Source organism: Streptomyces sp. PTL18, from assembly GCF_059510295.1.
In genome coordinates, this window is sequence record NZ_JCAJZO010000023.1 from 71,750 (window position 1) to 95,289 (window position 23,540).

The window sequence follows — 23,540 nt, forward strand, 5'->3', positions numbered from 1 at the left end:
CCCTTTCGTCAGGGATGCGCGCGCCCCCAGCCCGGTTCCGGCGGGAGCGGCCACATCGGTGGTGTCGGCAGGTGCGGTTCCGACCGGAGGCCTTCGTCCGGGCCGCGGCCGGCGAGCCAGGCGAGGAGCGTGTGGCCGGGGCCGGTCGCGGTGGGGCCGGTGGGTGCGAGGGTCCAGGAGCGGTCGAGGTCGGTCGCTTCGAAGCGAGCCACTGGGAAGTTGCGTGCGGCCAGAGTGGCGATGGTCTCGTCGAGTGCCCAGGTGACGTAGCCGGTGGGCCAGTCGGCGGTGGTGTAACCGAGCTTCAGGTCGATGTGGTGGGTTTCGAGTTCGCGCCGGGCACGGTGGAGGGTGTACCAGGCGGGGTGTCGCCATCCCGCGAGGGCGGTGACCAGGGTGGGCCGGCGGTCGGAGGACATCGCTGCGGCCTCGTCGAGCAGTCGGGCCAGGCTGCCGCGCAGGTCCGCGACGAGTTCGGCGGCGCCGCGCCCGGCGCCGTCCCGCAGCGCGTGGTCCAGGGTGGCGGCGTCGGCCCGTGCTCCGGGTTCGATGCCGGTGCGAGCCAGGGCAAGCAGCCATCGGTAGACGTCGGCGCTACGCGCCAAGTGCGTGATGACGTGCCAACGGCTCCATCCGGGAAGCACGGATGGCTCGCGGGCAGTCACGTCCGTAAGGACGTCGAGGCCGGCAGCCAGGCGCGCGGCCGAGCTGCGGACGTCGTGGAGGAGAGCGGCGATGTCGGCCGGATCGAGGTCGGTACTGGTGGTCATGGGCCGGTGGGTTACGGCCGGCCGGTCAGCAGGTGGCCGATGGTCGCGATGCCCTCGGCGATGGCTCGTTCGCCTACGTTGCCGAAGCCAAGGACGAGTTGCGCCGGCGCGGTGGCCTGTGAGGCCCGGTGGGCGCTCATGCCGTAGAGGCCGACGGACCGTTCGCGGGCGGCGGTGACGATGTGGTGTTCGTCGGCGCCCGCGGGCAGGTGGGCGACGGCGTGGAAGCCGGCGGCGAGGCCGGTGACCGGCAGTTCGGGGGCGTGTTCGGCGAGCGCGGCGAGCAGGACGGTGCGGCGGGCGGCGTAGGTGGCGCGCATGCGGCGTAGGTGGCGGTCGAAGCGGCCGGACTCGATCAGTCTGGCCAGGGCGAGTTGGTCGAGTGTGGGCGTGCCGCGGTCGCTGCGGTGCTTTTGCTCGGCGATCGGTCCGGCCAGTTGGGGCGGGCAGACGATCCAGCCGATGCGCAGGGCGGGGGCGAGGGACTTGCTGACGGTGCCGATGGAGATCACCCGGTCTGCGGCCAGTCCCTGGAGGGCGCCGACGGGCTCGCGGTCGTAGCGGAATTCGGCGTCGTAGTCGTCCTCGATGATGACCGCGTCACGGTCGCGGGCCCACTCGACGAGGGCCAGTCGGCGCTCGGGGGCGAGGGCGACCCCGGTCGGCCACTGGTGGGCGGGGGTGACGACGACGGCGCGGGCGGCGGTCGCGGCCAGCGCCCGCACGTCGATGCCCTGCTCGTCCACCGGGACGGGGATCGCACGCATGCCCGCCGTGGCGGCTGCGGCGGTGACGGTGCCGGGTGAGCCTGGGGCCTCGAAGGCCACGGTGTGCGCACCCGCGTCCGCGAGGGAGCGGAGCGTCAGGCCGAGGCCCTGTGCGTAGCCGTTGCAGACGACGATGTGCTGCGGGTCGGTCGCCGCGGCGCGCACCCGGCGCAGGTACCCGGTCAGGACCTCGCGCAGGGCCGCGTCGCCGCGCGGGTCGCCGTAGTCGAACTGGGCGGTCGGCATGGTGCGGGCCGCCTCGCGCAGGGCCCACAGCCAGTCCTGGACCGGGAAGGAGCCGAGATCCGGTACGCCGCAGCGGAAGTCGGCCACCAGGCGCGACGCGGCGGTACTCGGTTGCGGGATACCGGGCGGTACGGCGGCGCCGGTCGCCACCCGGGTGGCGGACCCGGGACGGGTGGTCAAGTATCCCTCGGCCTGGAGCTGGGCGTAGCACTCCTGGACCAGGCCGCGGGAGACGCCGAGCGACCGGGCGAGATCACGGGAGGACGGCAGGCGTTCGCCGACCTGCAGGCGGCCGGTGCGGATCGCGTCCCGCAGCCCGTGCTGTAGTTGGGCGTGCAGCGGTCGGCCGCTGGTCCGGTCGACGGTCAGCAGCAGCTCGGGCGGGGAACTGGACCACTCCGGCGGCATGGAAGTGGAGCTTACCGGCGATCCGGTCGCGCTCTTAGCGTCCAGCTGTGACCGAAACGCTCGACACCACCTCCCCCACGACCACCACGCGCCCGACTCTGCTGACACGGCCGCTGCTGCTGCGCTTCGTGTCCATCCTGGGCGCCTCGACCAGCTTCTACCTGCTGCTGTCCGTCGTCCCGCGCTACGCCTCGGCCGGAGACCGGGGCGGAGGCGGCGGCGCGGCAGGACTGGCCACCGGAGCGCTGATGCTGGCGACGGTGCTGGGTGAACCAGCCACCCCCCTCCTGGTCCGCCGCTGCGGCTACCGCGTCGTACTGGCCGTCGGCCTGGCCCTGATGGGCGCACCCGCGCTGGCGCTCGGGTTCTCCCGGAACCTCGGGTGGATCGTCGCGATGTGCCTCCTGCGCGGACTCGGCTTCGCGTTCACTGTGGTCGCGGGCGGCGCGCTGACCGCCTCCCTCATCCCGGCCGAACGGCGCGGCGAAGGGCTGGCGCTGGTCGGCATCGTCAGCGGACTCCCTTCGCTGCTGGGCCTGCCGATCGGGGTGTGGTTGGCCGCACACGCGGGCTACGGCGTCGTCTTCACGGCCGGCGCAGTGACCGCGTTCGCCGCGATTCCCGCAGTGCCCGGCCTGCCCGACCGGATCCGCGCCTCCGGGCGGCCGATCGGCATCACCGAGGCGCTCCGCACGGCCGAACTGTTGCGCCCCGCCGTGGTCTTCGCGGTCACGGCGCTCGCGGCAGGGATTGTCGTTACTTTCCTGCCGCTGGCTGTCCCTGTGTCGGCCACGGGCCTGGTCGCGGCGGCACTGTTCGTCCAGCCCGCGGCGGCCACGCTGGCCCGCTGGCTCGCCGGGCGTCACGGAGACCGGCACGGCTCCGCCGGGCTCGTATTGCCGGGTCTGCTGCTGTCCGCGCTCGGCACCGCGCTCATGGCGCTGACCGGCCATCCGGTGGCTGTGATCATTGCCGTCGGTCTGTTCGGCATCGGCTTCGGCGTTGCCCAGAACGCCACGCTCACGCTGATGTACGCGCGGGTCTCCGCCGCCGGCTACGGCACGGTCAGCGCGCTGTGGAACTTCGCCTACGACGCCGGCATGGGCGTCGGCGCCGTCTCCTTCGGCTGGCTCGCTGCCGGAACTGGCTACCCGTGGGCGTTCGCGCTGACCGCCCTGGCCATGCTCGGTGCCCTCGTCCCTGCCCTGACCGACCGCAACGCCGATCACCCGAAGCGTCGTGCCGGCCGCTGACTCACCACACCCGTCGCGACCACCACGCTGGAGTCCCCGTGCAGCATTTCGTCCGTCCGCCCGGCAGTCCACCCGTCAACGGCTACAGCCACGCTGTGGCGTTCACCGGGCCCATGGTCGCGGTCTCCGGCCAGGTACCCCTGGACGCCGAAGGCGGAGTCGTAGGTGAGTCCGATCCCGCCGCCCAGATCCGGCAGGTCTTCCTGAACCTCGCCACGGCACTCCATGCTGCGGGAGCCCGCCTCCAGGACGTGGTCAAGCTGACCGTCTACCTGACCGACCTGGCCGACCTGGACGCCTTCCGCCGGATCCGCGACGAGCATCTGGACCCAGGCCGCCCGCCAGCCTGCTCCCTGGTGAAGGTCGCCGGACTCGTCCACCCGGCGTTCCGTGTCGAGATCGACGCATTTGCCGTCCTCCCTGCCGACACGTGACATCGAACCGGAGCAAGTTCAGTCCGCCAACGCGGGCAACCGCTCGACCAAGCGCCGCCAGGGCGCGGCAAGGTCGAAGCCAGTGAGTTCCTACGACCGCTCCTTGCCATCAGCATGGAGCCAAGCGCTGGACCGAACTCGCCTGAGCGGTCGATCCCCGTGCGGACACCGCGCGCCCTCTCAGGTCCTTGTCGTGCGGAGTCGAGGTGGGTGGGTGATCGGCGGGCGGGTTCACCGCAGGTCCGGAGCGCCGATCTGAAGGTGCTCGGCGCCGAAGTTGCGTACCAGTCCGGGCCGAAGGTGATCGAGGGCCAGCCAGAATCCACGCGCCTCTCGGGGTGGCGGCAGGCGTCTGCCGGCTATTTACCACGAGGCCGGCATGCCGGCAGTCCAGCCGTCCGGCCCGACCGGCGCGGAGTGGATGATGTTCCTCCAGGGGCTACCGCACGGTAACCACCTCCTTCTACGCTTCCGCCAACTCGGCGACCATGAAGGGGAGTTGGCCCATGCGTGTGGTGAGACGGCTGGCGGCGCTGCTGGGTGCCGCCGCGATGCTGGTGGTGGTCCCGGGGAACGCCCGGGCGGCGTCGCCCACGTTCGCGGACGCGACCGCGATCGGGACGCACAACGCGTACGAGAAGGACAAGTACCCGTACTTCGCCCAGGCCCTCGACTCGGGGGCCTCACTTCTGGAACTGGACGTCTACACCGACAGCATCAGCAAGCGCTGGCGGGTCAGCCACAGCAACCCGTTCGGCGACGACAACAACTGCGAGGCCGCGAAGACCCCGGGCGAGCTGTACAGCAAGAGCCGCAACCAGGACCTCGGCAGCTGTCTCGACAACATCGCGGCCTGGCACCAGCTGCACCCCGACCACCGGCCGATCGTCTTCAAGGTGGAGATGAAGGTCGGCTTCAACAACAAGCGCGGCCTGGGGCCCGACGCGTTCGACGCGCTGGTCGCCTCGAAGCTCGGCAACATCGTCTACAAGCCGTCCGACCTGCTCGGCTCCACCTACTCCACGCCCGACGCGGCCGCGAAGGCGAACGCCTGGCCGTCCCGGGACGCCCTCAAGGGCAAGGTCGTCTTCGAACTCATCCCCGGCACGGTCGAGAGGAAGAACCCGTTCGACCACTACTGGACCGACCAGGAGTACGGCGACCACCTGCGCGACCTGTACGCCGCCGGGACCCTCTCCAAGGCAGAGGCCTTCCCCGCGGTTCTCGGAGCGGCCTCCGGCGACCCGCGCACCGGCCGCTACGACGCTTCCATCCGCCCGTGGTTCGTGTTCTTCGACGGAGACGCGGCGACGTACGTCAACAACGGCTACGACACCTCCTGGTACGACTCGAACCACTACGTCCTGATCATGACCGACGCGGCCGGCGTCGCCCCGGCGATCTCGTCCACCGATCCGACGGACGCCGAGGTGGCGGCACGCCTGTCGCTGCTCGCCCACGACCACGCCAGTGTGATCACCTCGGACTGGGCGGCGAAGTCGGCGTCGGTCCTCAGTTCGGTGGCCGACCGGGGCTGACATCCGAACACAAGGGGCATACCACCCGTACGAAGGTGACAGCAGGCGTCGAGCCTTCGACGCCTGCTCCCCCCACCACCTCTTCAGGGAGCCCCCATGCTGCGAGGCATCGACGTCAGCGCGTACCAGTCCTCCGCGTACGACACGGGCGGCCTCTCCTTCGTCTTCATCAAGGCGACGGAGGGGCGTTCGTATGTGAACCCGAAACTCTCCGCCCAGACGAAGACCGCCCGGGACGCCGGCTGCGTGGTCGGCTTCTACCACTTCCTGTGGCCGGGTGACATCACCGCCCAGGCCGAGTACTTCGTCGGCAGGACTCCGGAGAGGGCGGGCGACCTGCTGGCCGTGGACTGGGAGACGACCGGCGACGGGACCCACGCGAGCAACGCGGAGAAGGACGCCTTCATCCGCAAGGTGAAGCAGCTGCGCCCGGACAACCGCGTCCTCCTCTACACCAACCGCCACTTCTGGCTGACCGTCGACACCACGTCCTACGCGGGGGACGGCCTGTGGATCGCGGACTACGTCACCGCGGGCAAGCCCCGCATCAAGGCCCCGTGGCGCTTCCACCAGTACAGCTCGGACCCGGTGGACCGGAGCGTGGCGAACTTCTCCAGCAAGGCGGCGCTCAGTAAGTGGGCGCAGGCCGCCTGACCTCACCCACCGCCTGCGGGCCCGGCGGAAAGCCGCGGGGCGCTCGTGCGACGCCTGTTCCGGGCACGCCCGCCTCCCACGCGGGAGCCGGCTTCGGCCTGCCGCTCACGCCGGAGTGCCGGGACGGGCGCCGGAACGTTATGGGCCGGCCGCCGCACGGCGAAGGGGCGCCGGCCCGCAAGGACCGGCGCCCCCCTGGCACGTCACTTGTTGAGGTGCGCCCAGAACTCGTCGAACGACAGCACCTTGTCACCGTTGAGGTCACGGGACTTGATGATGGCCTCGGCCACCGCTTCGGTGACGTTCCAGTCGCCCTCCTGAGCCAGGGCGGACTTGAACTCGGCGGCGGTGATGAACCCGTCACCGTTCGCGTCGATCCGCGCGAAGTGCTTGCGTGCTTCCTCGATGTCCGCCACCGGTCCGCCCCTTTGTGTCGCGTTTCTTCTGTCTTGCTGTCGTACTGACGCAGGTCAGATTAACGGGCCGCGCGAGCCCTCAGTGCCGCGACCACCCAGGCGAACTCCTCGTCGGGCGACGGCAGGGGCTCGAGGCCGTTCACGACGGCCGTCAACTCGCGGTAGCGGGCGAGTCGGTCGTTCGCGACCGCCGTCAGACGCTCCAGTACGGCGGCTCGGTCCCCGTCGCCGAGCAGCTGGCGCAACACGTCCTCGGCCTCCGGCGCCTCGGGGGCGACGCCCTCGCGCAGCGCCTGGCCCGCCGACTGCACCAGGCGGCTCATGAACCACAGGGACGTCCCCGCCGGGGCGTCCGGTCCCCGGTCCGCAGCGTTGAACTCGACCATCCTCCGCATGTGTGCGCGGAATTCCGGGTCCTGGATCAGCTCCGCGAGCTCGACCCAGGCGTCGACCTGCTCGGGCGTGGGGTCGTCGGGCAGGTTCGCCGCGGCGAACCGGAGCCGCTTGCGGATGTCGGGGTCCGCCGTGTCGAGACCGTCGAAGATCTCCGCCATGAAGTCGTCGATGATCCGTTTCCGCTCGGCCGCCGAAAGCCGCGCCAGTTTGTTCACCAAGGTCATCTCCTCCGCACTCGGTCCCCGTCGCGCCACCGTCGACAGCACCGCCCTGGTCACCTTCAGCGCCCTGATCTGCGCGTCCAGGGCCACCACGTGCGCGGCCGCCACCTCCGCGACCGTCCGCTCGCCCGCCAGCACCCCGCGCACGTCGGCCAGACCGAGGCCCAGGTCGCGCAGGGTGCGGACCAGCTCGAGGCGCGCCACGGACGCGGCGTCGTACAGCCGGTAGCCGCCCGTGGAGCGGGCCACCGGGGGCAGCACGCCCTCGTCCGACCAGTAGCGGATGGTGCGCACGGTCAGCCCGGTGGCGCGGGCCAGGTCGCCGATGGTGAAAAGGCCGATGCCGTCGTCGGTCACGTCTGCGAGTCTGGGCCTTCCAGTGGGTGGAGACTCAAGGAGCGTACGGCGGGAGACCCTGCCCGGGCATCCCGGAAGCGGCGGCACGGGGCCTCTTCCCGCCGCCGGACGGCCGGTCGACCGTCGTGCCGCAGCCCTCCCCGCGGGATGCGGGGGTCCTTGCCTTCACCGCGCGCTCCGCCGTGTTCACGGACGAGGACCCGCGACGGGTGCGGGAGACGTTGCGGCGTGTCGACCGCGGCTCCCTGGCCGGGCGCACTGAACGCCCGGTTCCCGGCCGCCCTCATGGAGCGGACGGGGCTCCGGGCCGAGACCATCGACGCGCTCCTCGTCGGAGGAGGTACGGCAGCGGGGGCGGGGCGGCGGCCGGCGGGTGCGGCCCGGCGGTTGGCCGACGAGCCGGTGTGGGCACAGATCGCGCCGGGGAACGCCCGCAGCCTGCGGGCGTTCCACTCGGCGGACCACGTGCCGGTCGGCGCGGAGGCGCTGCTCCTCGCCGCCGTGGGCGGGCGGCGTCAGCGGAAGACGCCGGTGTGGCCGAGCGAGTAGCGGCCCGGCTGGGGGTAGACGGCGAGTCCGTGCGGGCCGCTGCCCACCCTGATCCGGGCCAGTTGACGGCCGGTCTTCGTGTCGATGGCGTACACCTCGGAGTTGTAGCGCCCGGACAGCCACAGCACCTTGCCGTCCGACGAGACGCCCCCCATGTCGGGGCTGCCGCCGTTCGGCAGGCGCCACTTCTTCGTCAGCCGGTTCTGCTGGAAGTCGAAGACGGAGATGCTGCCCTCGCCCCGGTTGGAGATGTACATCTCGCGGGAGTCGCGGCTGACGTAGAGCCCGTGGGCACCCCTGCCGGTGGGCAGGAAGGACGGCTTGGCGAAGGTGTCGCCGTCCAGGATCCAAAGGCCGTCGGCGACCATGTCGGCGATGTAGAACTTCTTGCCGTCCGGGGAGAGCTTGACGTCCTGCGGCATGGCACCGCGGTGCGGCAGCTTCTGCTGGCCGATCACCTTCATCTTCTCGGTGTCGACCTTGAGCAGTTCGCCGCTGAACTCGCAGGACACGATGAAGTAGCGCCCGTCGAGCGAGAAGTCGGCGTGGTTGACGCCGTAACAGCTCACCGGGACGGCCTTCTTCACCTTCATGGTGTGCGCGTCCCGGAAGACCAGCTGGCGGTCCTTGGACGCCATCACCACCGCGTACTTGCCGTCCGGTGTGAAGTACAGGTTGTACGGATCGTGCACGGCGACCGGCTCGCCCGCCTCGCCGGTCCTCGGGTCGATGGGGGTCAGGGAGTTCCCGAGGTCGTTGTTGACCCACAGCGTCTTCAGGTCCCAGGACGGCACCACGTGCTGGGGCTGGCGGCCGACCCGGATGGTCTCCATGACCTTGTACGTCTTCGGGTCGATGACGGAGACCGTGTTGGAGTTGGTGTTGGGTACGTACACCCGGGACGGGAAGTCCTTGACCACCGGGGAGAGCTGCCCCGGGCGGTCGGCGGCGTAGACGTCCTTCGGGTCGAGCACGGGCGGCATGCCCGGCAGCGTTTTGAGGGCCTCGGGCTGGGCGCGCCGGGGGGCCTTGGAGGCGGTGTCCTCGTCCTTCCTGTGGGAGGCTCCGCTGCTGCAGCCGGCCAGCACGGCGAGGGCAGCGCCGGCGATCAGTACGCGCGAGACGGTCGTGGGATGCATCAGCTCAGCAGCTCCGTGGTGGTCACCGCGGCGAGGCCGCGGTCTTTGAGTGCGTGCAGGATGTCGGGGAGGGCGGTGACCGTGTCCGGGTACCCGAAGTGCAGGCTCACCACCGATCCGTTGCGGATCTCGTCGGTGACCTTGCGGGTGACGGCGGCGGCGCCCGGTGAGGTGTAGTCGAGCGAGTCGACGTCGTACGACAGGATGTGCGGGTAGCCGGCGCGGCGGGCCAGGCGTTCGACGAGCGGGGTGGCGCGCCGGGCCCGGGACGGGCGGAACCAGGCGCCGATGCCTCCGGTGAGGTGCCGCAGCCGCTCGGCGCATCCCTTGATCTCGGCGAACGCCTGCTGCTCGGACATGGTGTTGATGCCGAGGTGGCGCTGGGTGTGGTTGCCGAGGTCGTGACCGCCCCGGAGGATGCGGCCGGCCACCTCGGGGTGCTGGTCGAGCCAGGTGCCGACCGCGAGGACGGTGACCTTGGCGCCCGCCTTCTCGGCCGTGTCGAGGATCGATGTGGCGTAGGAGGGGTCGCCCTGGCCGTGGAAGGTCAGGGCGACCCGCGGGCGGTTGCGTGGACCGTTGGCGATCTGGGCGGGCTGCCCCGGGAAGGAGCCCGGAACGGGCGCGACGACCGGGAGGCGTGATCCGGTGGCGGAGGGCGTACCGGTGGCGCGGGACGGGAGGGACCGGTGGACGACGGTGTCGCCGGGGGAACAGGCGGCGGCGAGGGCACCGGCGGCGGCGAGCCCCGCTCCCGCGCGCAGCGCCGCGCGGCGGCCGGGCACCGTGGGGGCGGTGTCCGTCTCGGGGTCGGACGAGGAGGGAGGGACGGGCGTGGTCACTCTCCCCATTTAAGGACGGGTTGCCGGAGAAAGCGATGATTTGACCTTTTCCTGGAGGGGGCGGGTCGCGGTCACCGGTCGGGGACCCGCATCTCGAACCAGGTGCTCTTGCCGCGGGGCAGCAGGTCGACCCCCCAGCGGTCGGCGAGTTTGTCGACGAGGAACAGACCGCGGCCGCTGACGTCCAGTTCGTGTACGGGCATCAGGCAGGGCAGTCCGCGGGAGGGGTCTCGGAGCTCAACGCGGATCCAGCCGCGGCGGCGCCGCATCCGTAACCCGAAGACGCGTGCGCCGGTGTGCCGTACGGCGTTGCCGACGAGTTCGGAGACGAGCAGGACCGCGTCCTCGGTCGTGCGGGGACCGAGCCCCCAGTGGCGCAGGATCACGACCTGGGCCAGCCGGCGCGCGGTGGCCGCGGATTCGGGCCGCGACGGCAGCGGCACATCGGCCTCGGCGGGGTTTCCGAACAACTCCAGCGCCTTGAGCGCCTGTTCGTCCTCGACCGCAGGCGACCAGCGTGCCGCGGTGGCACTCCCGTGCCGCCGCGATGGCTCCATACCCTCCAGCCCCGCCATGGACCCATCATGACCGTCCGGAGGGGGGCCCGGGGTCGTTACGACGGAATACGCCCCCCGGAAGCACACATTCTCTACCATTCGACCGGCATACGCCAAGCGCAATCGGAGGGCGGACACACCCCAACCGGCCTGCGGAAACGGGCGAGTCGGGGGCAATCGCCGGGCAACGTCGGCGCCCCGGCCTTAAGGTTGTCTTAAGGCTTCCATAATCCGCCCCATCGGGGGGACACGGAACGGGGCACCGCGTCAACCACAAGGGCGGCGGCGTAAATTGGTGAACAATTCTCAGTTTCACCGCCCGCCCAGTGGTCCTCAGACGAACTTCGCCTTGCCCGGCCCCTCCTCCACGAAGCTGCGCATCCCGCGCTCGCGGTCCTCGGTCGCGAACAGGCCCGCGAACCAGGTGCGTTCGACCGCGAGACCGGTGTCGATGTCCGTCTCGAGACCCGTGTCGATCGACTCCTTGGCGGCGCGCAGCGCGATCGCCGGGCCCTGGGCGAGCCTCGCGGCCCAGGCGTGCGCCTCGGCGTACACCTGGTCGGCCGGGACGACCCGGTCGACCAGGCCCAGCGTCAGCGCCTCGTCGGCCTTCACCTGGCGCCCCGTGAAGATCAGGTCCTTGGCCTTGGACGGGCCGATGAGCCGGGCCAGCCGCTGTGTGCCGCCCGCGCCCGGGATCAGGCCGAGCAGGATCTCCGGCTGACCCAGCTTGGCGTTCTCGCCGGCGATGCGGTAGTCCGCGCACAGCGCCAGCTCGCAGCCGCCGCCCAGGGCGTAGCCGGTGACGGCGGCGACGACGGGCTTGGGGATGCGGGCGACGGCGGTGAAGGAGTCCTGCAGGGCGCGGGAGCGCAGGACCATCGCGGTGTGGTCCATCACCTGCATCTCCTTGATATCCGCGCCCGCGGCGAACACCTTCTCCCCGCCGTAGAGGACGACGGCGCGTACGTCGTCGCGGCGCGTGACCTCCTCGGCGAGCTCCTTGAGCCGGTCCTGGGTGGCGACGTCCAGCGCGTTCATCGGCGGGCGGTCCAGACGGAGGGTGCCCACACCCTCGGAGACTTCGAGATGCACAGTCATGGGACGAGGTTAACGGGCACTAACGACAGCGGGCCCGGTGTGCTCGCTCACAGCGGCGCACCGGGCCCGGTCACTGCGGACCGGCGCTACTCGATCCACCGGTCCCAGGGCAGGTTCCATCCGTTGAGCCCGTTGTCGGGTGCGACCGTGGCGTCGCGGGAGTTCTTCACGACGACGACGTCACCGACCATCGAGTGGTCGTAGAACCAGGCAGCCGCCACCGAGCTGTCGTAGCCGCCCTTCACATCGCGCAGCCCCACACAGCCGTGGCTGGCGTTGTAGTTGCCGAAGGCGTCGCCGCTCCAGTAGTTGCCGTGGACGAACGTGCCGGAGTCGGTCAGGCGCTGGGCGTGCGGCACGTCCTTGATGTCGTACTCGCCGCCGTAGCCGACCGTTTCGCTGTCCATCCGGGTCACCACCAGGCGCTCGCTGATGACCATCTGGCCGTTCCAGGTGTCGTAGCCGGGCTTGCCGGCGGTGACCGGGAGGGTCCTGACGACCTTGCCGTCCCGCTTGACGACCATCGTGTGCGCCTTGGCGTCCACGGTGGAGACCTGGCTGCGGCCGATGGTGAAGCTCACGGTCTTCGCCTGCTCGCCGTAGACGCCGGGGCGGCCCTCGACGCCGTCGAGGTTCAGGTTCACGGTGACCTTGGTGCCGGGCTTCCAGTACTCCTTGGGCCGGAAGTCGAGGCGGTCGTTGCCGAACCAGTGGCCGCGGACCTCCACGGCGGGCTCGGTGCTGACGGTGATGGCCTTCCGGACGTCGGCCGGGTGGGTGATGCCCCGGGAGAACCGGATGGAGAACGGCATGCCGACGCCGACGGTGGAGCCGTCGTCCGGCGTGTAGGTGCCGACGAAGGTGTTCTTGGGAGTGAGCGTGGTGAACGAGGACTCCGCGGCGGAGGTCAGGCCCGAGGCGTCCTTGGCGACCGCGTGGACCTTGTACGTGGTGGCCGAGGCGAGATGGGTCGACGGGGTCCAGGAGGCGCCCCCGCCGGTGATGGCTCCGGCGACCTCGTGCCCCTTCGGGTCCTCGACCTCGACCTGCGTGAGCCGGCCCCTGGCCGCGGTCACCTTGAGCGCGCCGCTGGTGTCCACCCCCTTGGCGCCGTCCTTCGGCGCTATGGTGACGACGGCCTGCGACTGCTTGGCCGCCGCCTCGCCGGAGTCCCCGCCCTTGGCGCCACCGCCTCCTCCCCCGCCGCACGCGGTGGCGGTCAGCAGGAGGGCACCGAGGACCAGCGCCGGCAGCCCCTTGCGTCGCCGCACCTCTCCACGGATCGTTCGACTCCCGGGCGCCACAGCCGGAGCCGCGAGACCCTGTGTCCCTCTCACGCGGCCGTCGGCCGCCTCCCCCGATATCGGTCGCCCGCTCACGTTCCCTCTCCCCTCGCACGGCCCGATCCCCTCAGGCCCCCCACTGCCGCGCGTCGCGCACGCGCACCGCGTCAATCAATCACACGCCGCGGCCCGAAGACTCCCCGCGAATGTCACTGTTCAGTCCCGACTTCGTACCGCGCGCAGGTGCACCGGCAGCCGCCGCATGCGCCCCCTGACGTGCCGATGTGCCGGACCGTCACCCTCTCAGGCGATCGAGGACGACATCTTCGTTCCACAGCACTTGATGCTTGAGATCCGCCCGAGGTTGCGTCGCGGTGGCCCGAAAGCGTGAGCGAAAGTCCGCTTCGGTCCGCGAGGCGCCGAACGCTCCCGACCCGCACCCGTCCGCCCGGCGCCGGTCGACGGCTCCGCCCGCCGTCCGGCGATCTCAACCACCCCGCGCCTGACGGAAACGTGAGTGCGAGCCGCGCACTGGGCAGAACAGGGGGGAGAACGACGGGACAAGGAGCCGCGGCCGGGACGCCGTGCACCCGTTTTCCGTCGTTCCGCGAGCCGCGGGAGGCGTGTACGTGTCCAGCGCAGCCGAGCAGAAGGCAGTGCAGGAGGAGCGGGCGGGCGAGGGACGGTCCGCGCGCTCGGCCGCCGCGCTCGACGGCAGGCGGCGCCCGGTGCCCACGGTGCCCGTGTGGCCGGGTGCGCCGACCCCGCTCGGGGCGCGCTTCCGGGCCGGGCCGGACGGGGTCGTGGGCACCAACTTCGCGCTGTGGGCGGGGGGCGCGGAGTCGGTCGAGCTGTGCCTGTTCGACGGGCCGGGTCCCGAGAGCCGGGAGACCCGGATCCGGCTGAGCGAACTGACGCATGAGATATGGCACGGATTCGTCCCGGGCGTGATGCCGGGGCAACGCTACGGCTACCGGGTGCACGGCCGCTGGGACCCGTGGACCGGCGCCCGCTGGAACCCGGCGAAGCTGCTCCTCGACCCGTACGCGCGTGCGGTCGACGGGGAGTTCACCCTGCCGCCGGAGGTCTACGGGCATGTGCGGGACTGGCCCGACCAGCGCATCGCCGACACCGTGCGGGACAACCGCGACTCCGCGCCGTACATCCCCAAGGGCGTCGTGGTGCACGACGACGACGACTGGGCGGACGACCGCCGCCCGAAGACGCCGTGGGCGGACTCGGTGATCTACGAGCTGCACGTGCGCGGGTTCACGCGTCTGCACCCCGGCATCCCCGAGGAACTGCGCGGCACCTACGCCGGCCTGGCGCACCCGGCGGCGCTCGAGCACCTGGTGAAGCTGGGCGTCACAGCGGTCGAACTGCTGCCCGTGCACCAGTTCGCGCACGAGGACCACCTGCTGCGCCGCGGCCTTCGGAACTACTGGGGCTACAACTCCGTCGGCTACTTCGCCCCGCACGCCGCCTACGCCTCCACCGGCACGGCCGGCCAGCAGGTCGGCGAGTTCAAGCGCATGGTGAAGGCGCTGCACGCGGCCGGGATCGAGGTGATCCTCGACGTGGTGTACAACCACACCGCGGAGGCGGGCGAGCTGGGCCCGACGCTGTCGCTCAAGGGCATCGACAACCGCGGCTACTACCGGTTGCAGTCCGACGCGCGCCGCTACGCGGACTACACCGGCTGCGGCAACACCCTGCACGTGGTGCAGCCGCAGGTGCTGCGCCTGATCACCGACTCGCTGCGCTACTGGGTGACGGAGATGGGCGTGGACGGCTTCCGCTTCGACCTGGCGGCGGCGCTCGCGCGGTCCATGCACGACGTCGACATGCTCTCCCCGTTCCTCGCGGTCATCGCCCAGGACCCGGTGCTGCGGCGGGTGAAGCTGATCGCGGAGCCGTGGGACGTGGGCTCGGGCGGCTACCAGGTCGGCGCGTTCCCCCCGCTGTGGACGGAGTGGAACGACCGCTACCGGGGTGCCGTACGGGACTTCTGGCGGGGTGCGCTGCCGGACGTGCGGGACCTGGGCTACCGCCTGTCGGGCTCCAGCGACCTGTACGCCTGGGGCGGGCGCCGCCCGTACGCGTCGGTCAACTTCGTCACGGCGCACGACGGTTTCACCCTGCGCGACCTGGTGTCGTACGAACGCAAGCACAACGAGGCCAACGGCGAGGGCAACCGCGACGGCTCCGACGACAACCGCTCCTGGAACTGCGGCGCGGAGGGCGACACCGACGACGCGCGGATACGCGCGCTGCGGCGCCGCCAGCTGCGGAACCTGCTGACGACCCTCCTGCTGTCGACGGGCGTGCCGATGCTGGTGGCGGGCGACGAGATGGGCCGCTCCCAGCGCGGCAACAACAACGCCTACTGCCAGGACAACGAGATCGGCTGGGTGGACTGGGGATTGCGGGCCGATCCCGGCTGGCGGGCGCTGTTCGACCTGACGTCGCGTCTGATAGCGCTGCGCCACCGCCATCCGGTGCTGCGCCGCCGGGCGTTCTTCTCCGGGCGGCCGCAGGCGGCGGACGGCCTCAGGGACCTGGCGTGGTTCACGCCGCGCGGGGCGGAGATGACGGAGCGCGACTGGTACGCGCCCGCCTCGACGCTCGGCATGTATCTGTCCGGCCGGGACATACCGGGCCGGGACGCCCGGGGCGCGCCCGTGGTGGACGACAGCTTCCTCGCGGTGCTGCACGCGGGGGACCGGCCGGTGAGCTTCGTGCTGCCGGGTCCGCCCTGGGCCGAGCGGTACGAGGTGGTCGTGGACACCTCGCGGGAGGAGCAGGCCCAGGCGCCGGGAACGGAGTACCGGGCGGGCGCGACGCTGACGGTGCCGGCTCGGGCGGTGCTGCTGCTGAAGGTCGCCGGCTGAGGGGCCCTCGCACTGTGAACGCCCGATGAGGTCGCGTGGTCCGGTGCACGGTGCCGGACCGCGCGGCCCGGGCGGGCACAGCGCAAGGGCCCCTGAGAGCCCGGCTCCGCGACCGGGCCGGGCGCATCGGCCGTCCCGCCCCAAGGCGCATCGGCCGATCGGCTGACCGGGTGGTACGACCGCCTGGCCGTCACGGTCGTACCACCCCGAACACCCGGGTCGTAGGACGAGCCGCGGATCCGGGCCGAACCGAAACTCGGTGGGCAGTGTCAGTGCCGATCCGTAGGCTCGCTCGTGATGTCGACGACACGTGCAACCACCGGGGACCGTTCCGCCGTCCGCACTCTGCTGCGTCTGTGGCCGTATGTGCGTCCGGTGCGGCTACGGCTGTTCACCGCGGCGTTCGTCGCGATCGTCGCCTCCTGCCTGGGTCTGGTGATCCCGCTCGTCCTGAAGTGGATGGTGGACGGTCCCGTCGCCGACCGGGACCCGGCCGGGGTGTGGCTGGGTGCGTTGTACCTGCTGCTGCTCGGGATCGGCGAGGCCGGGCTGTTCGGGTTGCGGCGATGGCTGGTCGCTCGGCCTCTGTCGCACGTCGAGGCGGAGATGCGGACCGGACTGTACCGGCATCTGCAGCGGCTGCCGGTCGCCTTCCACGACCGGTGGCCGTCGGGGCAGTTGCTGTCCCGGGGCACGACGGATCTGATGCTGCTGCGTCAGTTCCTCGCGTTCCCGTTGACGTTCCTCCTGGTGAACGGCGTGACCATTCTGGTGGGCGTGGTCATCATGCTGCTCCAGGACTTCACCCTCGGACTGGTCGTCCTGGGGCCCGGCATCCCGGTGATCGCGATGTGCGCCGTCTTCGAGCGGCGGTACGCGCTGGTGGCGCGACGGGCGCAGGACCAGGTGGGCGACCTGACGACCGTGGTCGAGGAGAGCGTGCTCGGCATCCGGATCATCAAGGGATTCGGGCGGCACCGCAGCCAGGCCCGGGCATTCCGGGAGCTGTCGCGGACGCTGCGCGGGACGGAGCTGGCGAAGGCGCGGCTGCTGGCGGCGATCTGGGCGGTCATCGTCACGCTGCCGGAGGTGGCCCTCGGGGCGGCTCTGGTCGTCGGGGCGGTGCGGGTCGCGGACGGCGCTTTGTCGGCGGGAACCCTGGTGGCCTTTCTCTCCACGGCTCTCGCACTGCGGTGGCCCGTGGAGTCCATCGGCTTCCTGCTGGCGATGAGCCAGGAGGCGGCGACGGCCACGGAGCGGTACTTCGAGGTGCTGGACGAGGAGCCGGAGGCAGACCCGGCTGCGGGCAGCCGTGCCGCTGGGACGGCACGGGTGGGCGCTGGGGGTACCTCCCAGGCCGTCGGGGCTCCGGGGGAGGCACCCCGTACCGCCGAGGTGCGGCACCAACCCCCGGCCGGCACCGGGCAGCCCGCAGGCCTGCGGTTCGACAACGTCTCCTTCCGCCACCCCGACGCGCCGCCAGGCTCCCCGCCCGTCCTCACCGGCATCGACCTCCACATCCGCCCCGGTGAAACCATGGCCCTGGTGGGAGCCACCGGCAGCGGCAAGACCACCCTCACCGCGCTCATCCCCCGTCTGTACGAGGTGACGTCCGGCCGGATCACCCTCGACGGCGTCGACATCGCCACCCTGCCCCGCCGCACACTGCGCGAACTCGTGGCCGTCGCCTTCGAGGAGCCCACGCTCTTCTCCACCACCGTCGCCGCCAACGTCCTCATGGGCGCCTCCGGCACCGCAGGCGACAGGGAGCTGGACCGCGCACTCGCCGTCGCCCAGGCCGACTTCGTCCACGCCCTCCCGCAGGGCACCCGCACCCAGGTCGGCGAGCAGGGCCTCAGCCTCTCCGGCGGCCAGCGGCAGCGCCTCGCGCTGGCCCGAGCCGTCGTCGGCACCCCCCGGTTCCTCGTCCTCGACGACCCCCTGTCCGCCCTCGACGTGCACACCGAGGCCGCCGTCGAGGCCGCCCTGCGCCGCGTGCTCGACGGCACGACCGCCCTGGTGGTGGCCCACCGACCCTCCACGGTCCTGCTCGCCGACCGCGTCGCCCTGCTCTCCGGCGGCCGTGTCGCCGCTGTCGGCACCCATCAGGAACTGCTGCGCAGCAACGCGGAGTACGCCCATCTGATGTCCGGAGACCCCGCCCGCTCCCGGGACAGCGAGGAGGCCCGATGACGGCTCCCACGGCGACCGCGCCGAACGACGAGGAACAGGACCGGAAGGGATCCGCCGCCCCGGACCCCGCCGTCTCCGGCGACCCCTTCGACCGCGACGCCCTGCCCACACCTCCGGGTGCCACCGCCGCGCTGCTGCGCTCGCTGCTCGCCCCGCTCAGGGCCCGTACCGCCCTGACCTGCGTCCTGCTGCTGCTCCAGCAGGCGGCGGTGCAGGTGGGCCCGCTGCTGGTGGCGTACGCCATCGACCGCGCCGTACCGGCGGTGCGGCACGGCGACCACGGCCCGCTGATCGCGGTGGCGGCCGGCTACCTGCTGTCGGCCGCCGCCTCCGGCGTCCTGCAGTACGCGTTCATCGTGGCCTCCGCCCGCGTCAACCAGGACGTGCTGCTCGATCTGCGCGGCCGTATCTTCCGCCACGCGCAGGCGCTGAGCATCGACTTCCACGAGCGCTACACCTCCGGCCGGCTGATCTCCCGTTCCACGACGGACGTCGAGTCGCTGCGCGAGCTGCTCAGCGAGGGGCTTCAGGAACTGGTCACGGTCGTCCTGTCGTTCGTCTACATCTCGGCGATGCTGCTCTGGCTGGACCCGGGACTCGGCGCCGTCGCGGTGGCCTCCCTGGTACCGCTGTACGGGCTGGTGCGGCTCTACCGGCGCCGGGCGGGACGGGTCTTCCGCAGGCGGTCGACCGCGATCGCCGCGGTGATCGTGAAGTTCGCGGAGACGATGAACGGCATCCGTCCGGTGCGCGCGTTCCGCCGGGAGGAGGCCAACGACGCCGACTTCCGTGTCCTGAACCGGCACCACGAGCGGACCAACGGCGACGCCCTGCTGGAGATGGCCCGCTATGTCACCGGCTCCCGTCTGGTGGCCAACACGGCGGTGGCCGGAATCGTGCTGTGGGGCGCGTACCGGGTGGCGGAGGGCTCCCTCGCGCTGGGTGTGCTGGCGGCGGCGGTGCTCTATCTGCGGCGGCTGTACGACCCCATCGACCGGCTCGGCATGTTCCTGAACTCCTACCAGTCGGCCGCGGCCTCGCTGGAGAAGATCGCGGGGCTGCTGGCACAGAGGCCGTCCGTGCCGGAGTCGGCCCACCCCAGCGAGCTTCCGCCGCTGAAGGGCGGCCGGCCGGGCCGCGAGGTGGTCTTCGAGGACGTCCGGTTCGCGTACCGCACGGGCGGCGAGGTGCTGCCGCGCTTCTCGCTGACCCTGCCGGCCGGGCAGACGGTGGCGGTGGTCGGGGCGACCGGCGCGGGCAAGTCGACACTGGCCAAGCTGCTGGCCCGCTTCTACGACCCCACCGACGGCCGGGTCCTGCTGGACGGCGTGGACCTGCGCGACCTCGCCCTGCCCGACCTCAGACGGGGGGTAGTGATGGTGACCCAGGAGGCGTTCCTGTTCTCCGGGACGGTCGCGGAGAACATCGCGATCGGCCGCCCGGACGCGACCCGCGAGGACATGGAGCGGGCGGCGAAGGCGATCGGGGCCCACGACTTCATCGCCGCGCTGCCGGAGGGCTACGACACCGACGTGCGCAAGCGTGGCGGCCGCATCTCGGCCGGTCAGCGGCAACTCGTGGCGTTCGCCCGGGCGTTGCTCGCCGACCCTGCGGTGCTGATCCTCGACGAGGCGACCAGCTCCCTCGACGTGCCCGGCGAACGGGCCGTGCAGCGGGCGATGGAGACGGTGCTGCGGGGCCGTACGGCCGTGGTGATCGCGCACCGGCTGTCGACGGTGGAGATCGCCGACCGGGTGCTCGTGATGGAGGGCGGCCGCATCGTCGAGGACGGCAGCCCGGCCGAACTGAGCGCGGGGGCGGGACGGTTCGCGGATCTGCACCGGGCCTGGCGGGACAGCCTGGCCTGAACCCGAACGGGACGACGGGCACGGGGAGACGGGGAGACGGGGAGACGGGGACGGATGATCGACGCGTACGAGGATCCAGGGACGCCCGAGTGCCGTGGCGGCGCCCGTTACCTGTGGTGGCTGGTGACCCGGCAGCCGGGGCGGTCGGTCGCCGGGGCGCTGCTCGGCAGCGTCTGGATGGTGCTGCTGGCGGCGACGCCGTATCTGATGGCCCGTGCGGTCGACGAGGGTCTTCGGCGGGGTGACATGGGCGCCCTCGCCTGGTGGTCGACGGCACTGTTCGTGGTCGGGGCGTTCAACGCCTGGCTGAGCGTCATGCGCCACCGCGTGATGACGCGGGTGCGGATGGACGCCAACTTCCGCACGGTGAAGGTGGTCGTGGGGCACGCGGTCCGGCTGGGGGCCGCGCTGCCGCGGCGGGCCGGGGCCGGTGAGGTGGTCACCATCGGTGTGAGCGACGTCCAGACGATCGCCGGCGCACTGACGGTCGTGGGTCCCGGTGTCGGCGCGGTCGTCGCCTACCTGGTGGTCGCCGGGCTGCTGCTGTCGGTCTCCGTGCGGCTCGCCGCGGTGGTGCTGCTCGGGGTGCCGGTGATCGCGCTGATCGTCGGACCGTTGATGCGGCGCCTGCAGGACACGGAGGCGGAGTACCGGGAGCGGCAGGGCGTGCTCACCGCCCGGATCGGCGACCTCGCGGGCGGGCTGCGGGTCCTCAACGGCCTCGGGGGCAAGGGGCTGTTCGCGGAGGCCTTCCGCCGGGACTCCCGGCGGCTGCGGGAGCAGGGATACCGGGTGGGGTCGGTGACCAGCTGGATGCAGGCGCTCGGGGTGGGGCTGCCGACGCTGTTCCTCGCCGTGGTGACCTGGCTCGCGGCACGGCTGGCCGCCCGGGGGGAGATCACGGTGGGCGAGCTGGTGGCGGTGTACGGGTATGTCGCCGTGATCGTGCGGCCGGTGGCCTTCTTCATCGAGTGGGGTTACCAGGTCGGCCGGGGTGTGGTGGCCGCACGCCGCGTCGTACGCCTGCTGCGGCTGGAGCCGGAGCCGGACGGCGGCACCTGCGAGGCGCCCTCGGAACCGTCCGTGCTGCACGACCCGGAGTCCGGGGTGCGCGTGCCGCCGGGGCGGCTGACCGCCCTGGCCGGGGCGCGACCCGCGGACACCGCAGCCGTGGTCGACCGTCTGGGCCGCTACGTCCCCTCCGAGGCGACCTGGGGCGGGGTACGGCTGAACGACATCCCGCTGCCGCAGGTTCGGGAGCGGATCCTGGTCGCCGACAACGAGGCCGACCTGTTCGCCGGGACGCTGCGCGAGCTGGTCGCGGGCGCCCGGGAGGCGAGGGACACCGACGAGGCGGCGATCCGGCGGGCGGTGCACGCCGCTGTCGCCGACGACATCGTGCAGGGCCTGCCGGACGGGCTCGGCTCGGCGGTCGACGCGCAGGGACGCAACCTGTCCGGCGGGCAGCGGCAGCGCGTCCGGCTCGTGCGGGCGCTGCTCGCCGACCCGGAGGTGCTCTTGGCCGTCGAACCCACGTCGGCGCTGGACGCGCACACCGAGGCGGCGGTCGCGGAGCGGCTGCGGGAGGCGCGCGAGGGCCGTACCACCGTGGTGACCACCACCTCCCCGCTGGTCCTGGACCGCGCGGACACCGTCCACTACCTGGTCGACGGCAAGGTCGCGGCCACCGGGAGCCACCGGCGGCTGCTCGAGGCGGAGCCGGGCTACCGGGCGCTGGTGGCGCGGGACACCGACACCGCCGATGCCGGGGAGGTCGTGGCGTGAGCCGGGGACAGCTGCCCGTCGCCGGACCGGTCGACGTACGCCGGGCCGCCGTACGGCTGGTGCGGGCCGACGGTCGGGCCTTCGCCGCCGCCGTGGCCCTGAACGCGGCGGCCTCCGGGGCCGGGCTGGCCGGGCCGTGGTTGCTCGGGCGGATCGTCGACCAGGTGCGGGCCGGGAGCGGCGTCGGTGCCGTGGACCGGTTGGCGCTCGGCATCCTGCTGTGCTCGCTGGCGCAGCTGCTGCTGTCGCGCTGGGCCCGGTACGTGGGGCACCGCTTCGGGGAGCGGACCCTTGCCCGGGTACGGGAGGACTTCGTCGACCGGGTCCTCGCGCTGCCCGCGTCGGTGGTGGAGCGGGCCGGCACCGGGGACCTGACGGCGCGCGGCACCGCCGACGTGGCGACCGTGGGCACCACACTGCGCGACGCCGGCCCGGAGCTGTTGATCAACACCGTGCAGGCGCTGTTCCTGTTGGGCGCGGTCTTCGTGCTCGACCCGCTGCTCGGCGCGATCGGCGTGTTCGGCCTGATCCCCATCTGGTGCGTGCTGCGCTGGTATCTGCGCCGTGCACGTGACGGCTACCTCGCCGAGGGCGAGGCGAACTCCCAGGTCGCGGAGGTCCTGGCGGCGACGGCGTCCGGGGCGCGCACGGTGGAGGCGTTCCGGCTGCAGGAGCGGCGGGTCGCGACGAGCCGGGACGCGCTGGACGTCTCCCTGCGCCGGCGCCTGTACACGCTGTCCCTGCGGTCGGTGTTCTTCCCGGTGGTGGAGGTCTCCTACGTCCTCCCGGTGGCCGGGGTGCTACTGGCCGGCGGGGTGCTGCACGCGCACGGGGTGATGAGTCTGGGCTCGGTGGTGGCCGCCGCGGTGTATCTGCAGCAGTTCAGCTCGCCGCTGGACGAGATCCTGATGCGCATCGAGCAGCTGCAGAGCAGCGGCGCGTCCTTCGCGCGCGTGGAGGGGCTCGCCCGGGCCCCGCAGGCGGACCCGGAGGGCACGCCGGCCGTCCCGGCGGACGACCGGATCGACGTGACGGAGGTGCGCTACGCCTACGACCGCGGGGGCGAGGTGCTGCACGGGGTCGACCTGACCGTACGACCCGGGGAACGGCTGGCGGTGGTCGGCCCCTCCGGTGCCGGCAAGACCACCCTGAGCCGCCTGCTGGCCGGCATCGACGCGCCGACCGGGGGCTCGGTGACGGTGGGCGGCGTGCCCGTCTGCGCCCTCGGTCCGGAGCGGCTGCGCCGCCAGGTCGTCCTCGTCACCCAGGAGCACCATGTCTTCCTCGGCACGGTCCGCGACAACCTGCGGGTCGCCGAACCGTCCGCGAAGGACGTGCAGTTGTGGGCGGCGCTCGGCGCGGTGGGCGCCGACGACTGGGTGCGGGAGCTGCCGGACGGTCTGGACACCGGGCTGGGGCCGACCGGTTGCCGCACGGACGGCTCACAGGCCCAGCAACTGGCCCTGGCCCGGGTGGTGCTGGCCGACCCGCACACGCTGATCCTCGACGAGGCGACGGCTCTACTGGACCCGACGACGGCCCGCCACACCGAGCGCGCGCTGGCGGCGGTCCTCGAGGGCCGCACGGTCATCGCGATCGCCCACCGCCTCCACACGGCCCATGACGCGGACCGGGTGGCGGTGATGGAGAACGGCCGCCTGACCGAACTGGGCACACACGAGGACCTGGTGACGGCGGACGGGGCCTACGCGGCGTTGTGGCGGACGTGGCACGGCGGGGGTGCGTAGGGCGACGGGTACAGGTTCGTCCCTCTTGACGGCACCGTCTTCGGTCTGGAAGTGCCGACTGAGAACGGACCAGGAGCGCACCTCGCCGTACTTGACCGGTGGCCGGGTTCGGGCGGGCCATGGT

The 23,540-nt window shown here is 72.2% G+C and carries 18 protein-coding genes and 1 pseudogene; 10 read left to right on the plus strand and 9 right to left on the minus strand.

The features are described from left to right. Positions 1 to 8: 8 nt before the first annotated feature. Positions 9 to 770 carry a maleylpyruvate isomerase family mycothiol-dependent enzyme gene (locus AC5WS8_RS31270; RefSeq protein WP_496106860.1) on the minus strand — a complete coding sequence of 254 codons (762 nt, stop codon included), beginning with the start codon at positions 768 to 770 and terminating at the stop codon, positions 9 to 11. A gap of 11 nt (positions 771 to 781) precedes the next feature. Further along, on the minus strand, positions 782 to 2,191 hold the full coding sequence (gene pdxR / locus AC5WS8_RS31275) for a MocR-like pyridoxine biosynthesis transcription factor PdxR (RefSeq protein ID WP_496106861.1): 1,410 nt from the start codon (positions 2,189 to 2,191) through the stop codon (positions 782 to 784). Between the two features lie 47 nt (positions 2,192 to 2,238). Between pdxR and AC5WS8_RS31280 the strand changes: the two genes are divergently transcribed. The 4 genes from AC5WS8_RS31280 to AC5WS8_RS31295 all read left to right on the plus strand — a co-directional run bounded on the left by AC5WS8_RS31280 (position 2,239) and on the right by AC5WS8_RS31295 (position 6,070). Beyond that, positions 2,239 to 3,444, plus strand: coding sequence for an MFS transporter (locus AC5WS8_RS31280; protein WP_496106862.1), 1,206 nt, complete (start codon positions 2,239 to 2,241; stop codon positions 3,442 to 3,444). A gap of 38 nt (positions 3,445 to 3,482) precedes the next feature. Beyond that, positions 3,483 to 3,878 (plus strand): RidA family protein, encoded by a 396-nt coding sequence (locus tag AC5WS8_RS31285; protein WP_496106863.1) that lies wholly within the window; start codon positions 3,483 to 3,485, stop codon positions 3,876 to 3,878. Positions 3,879 to 4,384: 506 nt separating this feature from the next. Continuing rightward, positions 4,385 to 5,416, plus strand: a complete 1,032-nt coding sequence (locus AC5WS8_RS31290) for a phosphatidylinositol-specific phospholipase C domain-containing protein (protein ID WP_496106864.1) — start codon at positions 4,385 to 4,387, stop codon at positions 5,414 to 5,416. Positions 5,417 to 5,512: 96 nt separating this feature from the next. Continuing rightward, on the plus strand, positions 5,513 to 6,070 hold the full coding sequence (locus AC5WS8_RS31295) for a glycoside hydrolase family 25 protein (RefSeq protein WP_496106865.1): 558 nt from the start codon (positions 5,513 to 5,515) through the stop codon (positions 6,068 to 6,070). A gap of 203 nt (positions 6,071 to 6,273) precedes the next feature. Here AC5WS8_RS31295 and AC5WS8_RS31300 read toward each other — a convergent pair whose 3' ends face one another. Together AC5WS8_RS31300 and AC5WS8_RS31305 are read right to left on the minus strand one after the other, a co-directional pair. Further along, positions 6,274 to 6,486, minus strand: coding sequence for an EF-hand domain-containing protein (locus AC5WS8_RS31300; protein ID WP_496106866.1), 213 nt, complete (start codon positions 6,484 to 6,486; stop codon positions 6,274 to 6,276). 59 nt (positions 6,487 to 6,545) lie between these two features. Further along, entirely contained in the window at positions 6,546 to 7,460 is a 915-nt protein-coding gene (locus AC5WS8_RS31305; protein WP_496106867.1) for a helix-turn-helix domain-containing protein, read from the minus strand. Positions 7,461 to 7,486: 26 nt separating this feature from the next. Here AC5WS8_RS31305 and AC5WS8_RS31310 point away from each other — a divergent pair. Then, positions 7,487 to 8,009, plus strand: a pseudogene (locus AC5WS8_RS31310) (hypothetical protein). On the opposite strand, the gene AC5WS8_RS31315 reads toward AC5WS8_RS31310, so the two are convergent. From AC5WS8_RS31315 to AC5WS8_RS31335, 5 genes are all read right to left on the minus strand, one after another. Then, complete coding sequence (locus AC5WS8_RS31315; RefSeq protein WP_496106868.1) at positions 7,976 to 9,148, minus strand: YncE family protein; 1,173 nt, start codon at positions 9,146 to 9,148, stop codon at positions 7,976 to 7,978. The pseudogene AC5WS8_RS31310 and the gene AC5WS8_RS31315 overlap by 34 nt on opposite strands. Then, complete coding sequence (locus tag AC5WS8_RS31320; RefSeq protein WP_496106869.1) at positions 9,148 to 9,999, minus strand: polysaccharide deacetylase family protein; 852 nt, start codon at positions 9,997 to 9,999, stop codon at positions 9,148 to 9,150. Before AC5WS8_RS31320 ends, AC5WS8_RS31315 begins: the two co-directional genes overlap by 1 nt. Before the next feature lie 62 nt (positions 10,000 to 10,061). Then, positions 10,062 to 10,565 (minus strand): ATP-binding protein, encoded by a 504-nt coding sequence (locus AC5WS8_RS31325; protein WP_496106870.1) that lies wholly within the window; start codon positions 10,563 to 10,565, stop codon positions 10,062 to 10,064. Between the two features lie 315 nt (positions 10,566 to 10,880). Beyond that, entirely contained in the window at positions 10,881 to 11,648 is a 768-nt protein-coding gene (locus tag AC5WS8_RS31330) for an enoyl-CoA hydratase/isomerase family protein (RefSeq protein WP_496106871.1), read from the minus strand. A gap of 86 nt (positions 11,649 to 11,734) precedes the next feature. Continuing rightward, a complete protein-coding gene (locus tag AC5WS8_RS31335; RefSeq protein WP_496106872.1) occupies positions 11,735 to 12,919 on the minus strand; it encodes a L,D-transpeptidase in 1,185 nt (394 codons plus the stop codon). Between the two features lie 641 nt (positions 12,920 to 13,560). Between AC5WS8_RS31335 and glgX the strand changes: the two genes are divergently transcribed. From glgX to AC5WS8_RS31360, 5 genes are all read left to right on the plus strand, one after another. Next, positions 13,561 to 15,822, plus strand: a complete 2,262-nt coding sequence (gene glgX / locus AC5WS8_RS31340) for a glycogen debranching protein GlgX (protein WP_496106873.1) — start codon at positions 13,561 to 13,563, stop codon at positions 15,820 to 15,822. 297 nt (positions 15,823 to 16,119) lie between these two features. After that, the gene (locus AC5WS8_RS31345) at positions 16,120 to 18,015 is read left to right on the plus strand and encodes an ABC transporter ATP-binding protein (protein WP_496106874.1); all 1,896 of its coding nucleotides are present in this window, start codon (positions 16,120 to 16,122) and stop codon (positions 18,013 to 18,015) included. Continuing rightward, positions 18,012 to 19,883: an ABC transporter ATP-binding protein gene (locus tag AC5WS8_RS31350; protein ID WP_496106875.1), complete on the plus strand. Its 1,872-nt coding sequence runs from the start codon at positions 18,012 to 18,014 to the stop codon at positions 19,881 to 19,883. Before AC5WS8_RS31345 ends, AC5WS8_RS31350 begins: the two co-directional genes overlap by 4 nt. A 54-nt stretch (positions 19,884 to 19,937) precedes the next feature. Next, entirely contained in the window at positions 19,938 to 21,668 is a 1,731-nt protein-coding gene (locus tag AC5WS8_RS31355) for an ABC transporter ATP-binding protein (RefSeq protein WP_496106876.1), read from the plus strand. After that, complete coding sequence (locus AC5WS8_RS31360) at positions 21,665 to 23,416, plus strand: ABC transporter ATP-binding protein (protein ID WP_496106877.1); 1,752 nt, start codon at positions 21,665 to 21,667, stop codon at positions 23,414 to 23,416. Before AC5WS8_RS31355 ends, AC5WS8_RS31360 begins: the two co-directional genes overlap by 4 nt. Positions 23,417 to 23,540 lie beyond the last annotated feature (124 nt).

Excerpts from the sequence above, each read along its gene's own strand:
- AC5WS8_RS31270 (WP_496106860.1), bottom strand. The coding sequence starts at position 770 with ATGACCACCAGTACCGACCTCGATCCGGCCGACATCGCCGCTCTCCTC.
- pdxR (WP_496106861.1), bottom strand. The coding sequence starts at position 2,191 with ATGCCGCCGGAGTGGTCCAGTTCCCCGCCCGAGCTGCTGCTGACCGTC.
- AC5WS8_RS31290 (WP_496106864.1), top strand. The coding sequence starts at position 4,385 with ATGCGTGTGGTGAGACGGCTGGCGGCGCTGCTGGGTGCCGCCGCGATG.
- AC5WS8_RS31295 (WP_496106865.1), top strand. The coding sequence starts at position 5,513 with ATGCTGCGAGGCATCGACGTCAGCGCGTACCAGTCCTCCGCGTACGAC.
- AC5WS8_RS31315 (WP_496106868.1), bottom strand. The coding sequence starts at position 9,148 with ATGCATCCCACGACCGTCTCGCGCGTACTGATCGCCGGCGCTGCCCTC.
- AC5WS8_RS31320 (WP_496106869.1), bottom strand. The coding sequence starts at position 9,999 with ATGGGGAGAGTGACCACGCCCGTCCCTCCCTCCTCGTCCGACCCCGAG.
- AC5WS8_RS31325 (WP_496106870.1), bottom strand. The coding sequence starts at position 10,565 with ATGGCGGGGCTGGAGGGTATGGAGCCATCGCGGCGGCACGGGAGTGCC.
- AC5WS8_RS31330 (WP_496106871.1), bottom strand. The coding sequence starts at position 11,648 with ATGACTGTGCATCTCGAAGTCTCCGAGGGTGTGGGCACCCTCCGTCTG.
- AC5WS8_RS31345 (WP_496106874.1), top strand. The coding sequence starts at position 16,120 with ATGTCGACGACACGTGCAACCACCGGGGACCGTTCCGCCGTCCGCACT.
- AC5WS8_RS31350 (WP_496106875.1), top strand. The coding sequence starts at position 18,012 with ATGACGGCTCCCACGGCGACCGCGCCGAACGACGAGGAACAGGACCGG.
- AC5WS8_RS31355 (WP_496106876.1), top strand. The coding sequence starts at position 19,938 with ATGATCGACGCGTACGAGGATCCAGGGACGCCCGAGTGCCGTGGCGGC.